Genomic DNA, 6317 nt, shown 5'->3' on the forward strand with positions numbered 1-6317 from the left:
ACGGCCATCTCAATCTCCTGCGGTTGCGGCGGTTCCTGCGCGGCGGGTGTCGGCCACGGCAGTCATCCCGGTGGCGTCACGCATGGCAAGACAAACTCCTCCGGCCATCCATGTGTTCGCGGGCCAAGGCGAAAGATCATGACCGCGCGCGGCAAGATCGGCCACCTGATCTGAGGGTAGATCGCTTTCATACATTACCTTGTTGGGATGCATGTCATGGGGGGAAAAACTTCCTGGAAAGGAGTATGTGGCGACGCGAGGCGCGCGCACGGCGTCTTTAACCGTTTTGCCTTGGTCCAGTATGTGGAGCAGCACCTGCACCATCGCCTGTATCTGCACATCGCCGCCGGGCGTTCCCATGGCCATCCACGGCTTGCCATCGCGCAATGCAAGGATCGGATTTGGCGTCAGTCGCGGACGCTTGCCGGGGGCCAGGGCGTTGAGATGCCCGGGAATTGACCGGGACTGCGAACCGCGGGACGAAACCGAAAGACCGGTTCCGGGCACCACCTCGGTATCGTAGCTGGGATCGCTGGGGGTGGCGGAAAAGATGTTACCCGCACCGTCGATTACGCTGACATGCGACGTGTCTGCACATCCGATGCGGAACACCTCCGGCTGGCCGCTGTTAATGCGGCCGGGTGCTGGCATGGGGTCTGACATCGTGCCAATGTCTGCCAGACGGCTTGCAATGAAGTCTGGCTCAATCAGATGCTGCTGGGGCACCGGCATGTGATCGGGGTCGGTGACATACGCCTCGCGGTCGGCAAAAACGCATTTGAGAACCTCGATCACGAAATGCAGGTTCAGGGTGCCGTCGCGATTTGCGGCCTCTGGGCCTGCCTGCTCGATCATCGCGAGCGCCTGCGCCATGGAGACGCCCTGGCACCACGCCCCGCAGCAATGAATTTCTGCTCCGCGAAAGCGGATAGGCAGGGTCGGTTCCTCGCGCACCTGATACCCTGCAAGATCGGCAGCGGTGAGCAGGCCGCCGCGTTCGGCATGGAACGCGACGATCCGTTCGGCGATGGGGCCGGTGTAGAAGGCCGCGCGTGCGGCCGCTAGACCGGCAAGACGGTCCGGCCCTGCGGCAGCCTCGGCCGCGACCATCTGCTCCAACGTCCATGCCAGATCGGTCTGCAAGAACCGCTGGCCGAACAAGGGGGGCTTACCGTCAGGTAGAAAGATCGCAGCCGTGGATGCGAACCGGGCGTATTTTTCCTTCCGCGAGGCGACGAAATCGGCAAACAACGGATAGACGACGAAGCCATCCTGCGCCGCTGCGATCGCCTCTTCGGCGATGTCGGCGAAGCGCATCGTCCCCTTGCACGACAGCGCACGGATCCAGCTGGCAGGGGCGGCAGGGATGACGGTGCGCAGGATCCCCTCGGGAACATGATCGCCGTGGTCACGGTGCATCCGGTCCACATCCGCCGCCTCAGGCCAGCCGCCGACGCCGTCATAGCTGGTGACCATGCCCGTTTGCGAGTCGAACATAATGATCGGCGCCACACCCGCGACCGAGACGAGATCGGGTTGCACGACGCCGAGGGTCAGACCCGCGGCCACCCCTGCATCGACAGCATTGCCGCCTGCGGACAGGATGCGCTTTGCGGCGCTGGTGGCTAAAGGGTGCCCCGTCGCCACCGCCCAATCTTTAGTCATAAATCCGTCCTGTTCTAGATAGTTAGTTTTTCAAACACTAAGAAAATAACTACGTAGTTGACAAGTAATAAATTGAATTACTACGAATGATTCATGGATCAGACGCCGACCCTCTCGCTTGCGCCGCTTTTGGCCCAATGGCAGATCACCGATGGACCTGGTGCGAAGTATCAGCGGCTTGCAGGTGCGTTCGTCGCCTGCATTCAATCGGGCACCTATGCCCCCGGCAGCCGTCTGCCCAGCGAAGTGGAGATTTGCGCCACTCTGCCACTGGGCCTGTCCACGGTGCAAAAGGCGTTAGCGCAACTCGTGGAGGACGGGCTGGTCGTGCGACGCCGCAAACTCGGATCTTTTATTTCCGACCGCGACAAGCAGGTGCCCGAGGTTCACGTCTACCGTTTTCGAGACCCTGCTACTGGCAAGGTGATGATGCCCTTCACGCGCGTGCTTCGCACCTCACGCGTGGCCACCGCCGAATATGGCGCGTTGTTGATCGAGTTCGAGGTCGAAGAGGTCATCCGTATCGACCGACTTGTCTGGGTGCCCGGCGCACAGCCGTCCTACAGCACATTCTTCATGCGCTGTGAACATCATGTGGAGGCGCCACATGCGGCGAGTGAAACGCTGAATGGAGCGTCTTATCACCGCTTGCTTTGGGAACGGTTCGGACTGCGCATCGCCAGCGTGCGCCACGTCGCCAGCGCAGATCTTCTGTCCCGGCAGGCATGTGAGCAGCTGGATCTGGCCGCGCCGCATGTGGGCATGATCTGGGACGCCTATGAATTTGATCGCGAGGAGCGGCTGCAGATCGTCCAGCGGTTCGAACTGCCACGCGGCCACCGTCCCATGGAACTGACCGAAGGCAAATAGCCCCCCAATAGTAAAACGACAACAGGAGAGATGATGATGAAACCCCTTTTGCTTGGCGCCTGCATTGCAGCACTGGCCGGCCCCGCACTGGCCGAATGGAACCCTGACGGCCCGATCCGCCTATGGATTGGCTATGGCGCGGGCGGTGGCACCGACGTGCAGGCCCGCACCTTGGTCAAGGAGATTGAGGCGTTGCGGGGCTGGACCATTTTGCCGGAGAACCGCGCGGGCGATGACGGTCTGGTCATGTCGTCGCAGTTGAAATCCCAGGCGCCCGACGGGCAGACGTTGGGTTTTGCGATTACCACGACCTACGACTTCGCGCCGATGAACAACGACAACATCTCGCCTGAAGACTTTACCTATATCACCACGACCGCGGGGTCGCAGATGGCGGTTCTGGCCCGCGCCGAAAGCGGCTGGAATACTCTGGAAGATCTTCAGGCCGCCGCCGCCGGGGGCGAACAGATCGTCTGGGCCAACTGGGGCACGCAGGTCGAGGCAGGGGCCGAGCTGGTCAGCCGTGCCTTGGGGATCGAGGTCAGCCACCTGCGCGCGCAGGGCGGCGCGGGCACGCTGAACGCGCTGGTGGCGATGGATGCGAACGTGGCCTGGGGTGGCGGTGTGCAAAAACCGCTGGTCGAGGCGGGCGTGCTGAACATCCTTGCCTCGGCTGAACAGGGTCCGGTGGTGCTGGACCCGACCAAGCCAACGCTGGCCGAGGCAGGCGTGGGCATGAAGCTGGGATATGAATACATCATCACCGCACCGGCCGGCATGCCAGACGAGATCCGCGATGAGATCGCACTCGTCATATCCGAAATTCTGGCTAATCCCGAAAGCGAGACCCGCCAGTTCATCGAGCAACAATATCCGCCGGAACCCATCGTGACCCAAGGCGATGCGCTACGTGAGCAGATCATGGCCACCTATGCAGAAAACGTCGATGTCATGAAGGCGCTAACAGAATGAATCGCGCTGCAGAAAACGCGCGCAGTGCTCGTTGGAACCTCTGGTTGGGAGCGGGAACATTGGCATTCGTGGCTTTATGCCTGTTTGTCTGGTTCCCGCGCGACATCGGCAGCGGTTTTCTGCAGCAAAACCTCACCGGGCGCACCGTGCCCGGCGATAGCTTTTTTCCTGTATTGCTCATCGGGCTGATGGTGCCGCTGGCGGTTTTGCTGATCGTGGCACAGATCGGCGCGCGCAGCGGTAAGAACGGCGAAGTGGTCGGCCATATCGGCTTGAGAAACCTTCTGTTTCTTGCGCAGATGGTGGTGCTGACGGGTTTGGGGCTGCTGGTGATGGACGTGACCGGACCGGCCCTTGTCTGGGCCACCAACGCGGTGGGCCTATCCGAGGCAAGTGGATATCGGGCAGTTTCGGCGACCTTTCCCTTCGATGTGTCTGGTTTCTTCGTCGGAGGCACGCTTTTAACTTGCGGCTATACTTTCGTCGCCAGGCATAGGCTGCGCTGGCGCGACGTGCTGATTGCCGTTGTCACGACGGCGGTGCTGATCGGGTTGTTCGACGGATTGCTGAACGACATCCAGCTTCCTCCTAACGCCGATATTTAGGTAGAGACCGATGGATCTTCTGTTTCAGTATATTGGGCTGGGCATCGTCTCGGTCTTCCAGGGAGCCGATGGCGGCCTTGTGTTAATGCCGGTGGTGATGGTGCTGGTTGGCGTTCTGGTGGGCATTCTGATCGGGGCGCTTCCGGGAATGTCCGGCCCGTTCGCAATGGCGATTGGCTTGCCCATTCTTGTGTCCATCTTCGGCTATGGCAACGATGCGCTTTATCCCGTGCTGGGCTGCCTTCTAGGGATAATGAAGGGGTCGACTGTCGGCGGAGCCGTGCCCGCGATCCTTTTCAACACACCTGGAACGCCTGATGCCTTTATGACGACCCGGGATGGCTATCCCATGGCGCAAAAGGGAGAGGGTCGCCGCGCGATCCAGACTGCGCATTTCGCCTCCGTCGTGGGCGACAGCTTTTCCGACATCGTTCTGTTCATCGCCGCGCCGCTGATTGCGGTGTCGGTCGAACGCATCCTTGGCCTGCCCGAGAAATCGGCGCTAATCATTCTGTCGCTGTGTTTTATGGCGGCGGTCGTGGGCGATGCCCCGATCAAGGGGCTGATTGGCGGTCTTCTGGGAATGTTCATTTCTCTTATCGGCTCGACCATGTCGGGCAATGGCGCGCGGCTGACGTTGGGAATACCTGAACTTGGCAACGGTTTGCCGCTGACGTCGGCAGTGCTTGGGGTTCTTGTCATCTCGGAAGTGCTGATTTCGATCGAGGATATGCGCAACGAACGCCGCCTGAACACCCCGCCGCGAGACGAGCCACCGTTGGGCCCGTCGCTTAGTTGGGGCGAGCGGTGGCGTATGATGCCCGCAATCCTACGCTCGGCCACGATCGGCACGGTGATCGGCGCGCTGCCCGGCATCGGCACGACGACAGCGGCAACGCTCAGCTATGACACCGCCAAGCGTCGCTCGCGGACGCCCGCGGCGTTCGGAACCGGAACGCCTGAGGGCGTCGTCGCGACCGAGGCCGCGAACTCCGCCGTGTCGGGCGCAAACCTAATCCCGGTCATGAGTCTCGGAATCCCCGGCAACTTTGCCGCTGTATTCATAATTTTGGCGGTGCAAACAATAGGCGATTTCTCGTTCGGCCCACAGGTTTTCCAGTTCACACCCATCCAGCAAGTCGAAGGCTTCGGCACCATCTTGAATGCGAACCTCGTCATGGCGTTCGGCATATTTACCCTTATGGTGCTCGCCAACCTGACGAACTGGACCCTAGGCGGCATTCTAATGGGGTATCTAAGCTATCTGGTCCGCATCCCTAAGGATGTCATCCTTCCCGTGATCCTGACAGTGTCTTTGACGGCGGCCTATGTGCAAGACGGCGGATATGTCGGGTTAATCACTGCCTGCGTCATGGCGGTAATCGGCTACGCTCTGCGGCGGCTGGGTATCTCGATCCTACCTTTTGTGATCGGCTTTCTACTGGCCCCGACGCTGGAGGTTCTAGTGCGAGGTGCCTATACCGCCTCGGGTGGGGATGCGTTGTTCCTTCTCAAATCGCCAATTTCGGTCGTTATGCTGGCGATCTCTGTCTATCTCTTGTTTCGTATGGTCCGCACCGCACGCGGCGCGCGATTGGCCTGTGAATAGATGTTCGGCAACAGTAGCTGTCCTTGCCCTCAGGAGGTGGAAATCAAAAGCTTAATGATGAGTGAACTACTCCCCTGTGGTCTGCTTTGTAGACGAAGGATGGGTGGTTTTCTGCGCCGCGCACCAACGTCCGGTCTGGGGAAGCTGGATCGAGTTTGAGAAGAGGGACGACCGGCAGCAAAGGGCCGTCCATGTCAATGAAGCTTTCGCAATGCGAGTCGGTTGTTCTGCAACACCTTAAGCTACTTTTGAAACGCATCCTTTAGGTCAGCAAGGTGGTCTGACAACTCATCTGGATATCCCCAACCAATTTGACCATCGATGCGCTCAAGCTCAGCCTCAAGCGAAGGCAGAAACTCTGCAAACAACGCCTTATCTTTCTGTTTCAGAAGGATCTGGGTAACACTTGAGAACATCGAACACATACTATCATAGAAGCCCTCGTCAATGTCTCCGAACTCAAGGGTGAAATCATTGGTAAGCCTGCGGTGAGGGCCGTCTGCTCTGATTGAGCAAATAGTCTTAAGGCATTGCCTTATGTCATACGCTTCAGTTGTTTCACCAATCGAGATTTTCGCCGCCGATGAGGTTGGCCG

The 6317-nt window shown here is 59.7% G+C and carries 5 protein-coding genes and 1 pseudogene; 4 read left to right on the forward strand and 2 right to left on the reverse strand.

The genetic code is table 11. The annotated features are described in order from the left end of the window. Positions 1-9: 9 nt before the first annotated feature. A complete protein-coding gene (locus tag FA743_RS16055; protein ID WP_136887114.1) occupies positions 10-1665 on the reverse strand; it encodes a gamma-glutamyltransferase family protein in 1656 nt (551 codons plus the stop codon). A 93-nt stretch (positions 1666-1758) separates the two neighbouring features. Here FA743_RS16055 and FA743_RS16060 point away from each other — a divergent pair, with 93 nt between their 5' ends. From FA743_RS16060 to FA743_RS16075, 4 genes are read left to right on the forward strand one after another with little or no spacing between them, the layout of a single operon-like run. Further along, on the forward strand, positions 1759-2535 hold the full coding sequence (locus FA743_RS16060) for a GntR family transcriptional regulator (protein ID WP_136887115.1): 777 nt from the start codon (positions 1759-1761) through the stop codon (positions 2533-2535). A 33-nt stretch (positions 2536-2568) separates the two neighbouring features. Further along, positions 2569-3507: a tripartite tricarboxylate transporter substrate binding protein gene (locus FA743_RS16065; protein ID WP_246054999.1), complete on the forward strand. Its 939-nt coding sequence runs from the start codon at positions 2569-2571 to the stop codon at positions 3505-3507. Continuing rightward, on the forward strand, positions 3504-4112 hold the full coding sequence (locus tag FA743_RS16070) for a tripartite tricarboxylate transporter TctB family protein (RefSeq protein ID WP_136887117.1): 609 nt from the start codon (positions 3504-3506) through the stop codon (positions 4110-4112). Before FA743_RS16065 ends, FA743_RS16070 begins: the two co-directional genes overlap by 4 nt. 10 nt (positions 4113-4122) lie before the next feature. Further along, positions 4123-5721, forward strand: a complete 1599-nt coding sequence (locus tag FA743_RS16075) for a tripartite tricarboxylate transporter permease (protein ID WP_136887118.1) — start codon at positions 4123-4125, stop codon at positions 5719-5721. A gap of 242 nt (positions 5722-5963) precedes the next feature. Here the strand turns inward: FA743_RS16075 and FA743_RS16080 are convergent. Further along, positions 5964-6317, reverse strand: a pseudogene (locus tag FA743_RS16080) (hypothetical protein); the annotation flags it as partial.

The organism is Paracoccus gahaiensis (assembly GCF_005048225.1).
Taxonomy (GTDB): domain Bacteria; phylum Pseudomonadota; class Alphaproteobacteria; order Rhodobacterales; family Rhodobacteraceae; genus Paracoccus; species Paracoccus gahaiensis.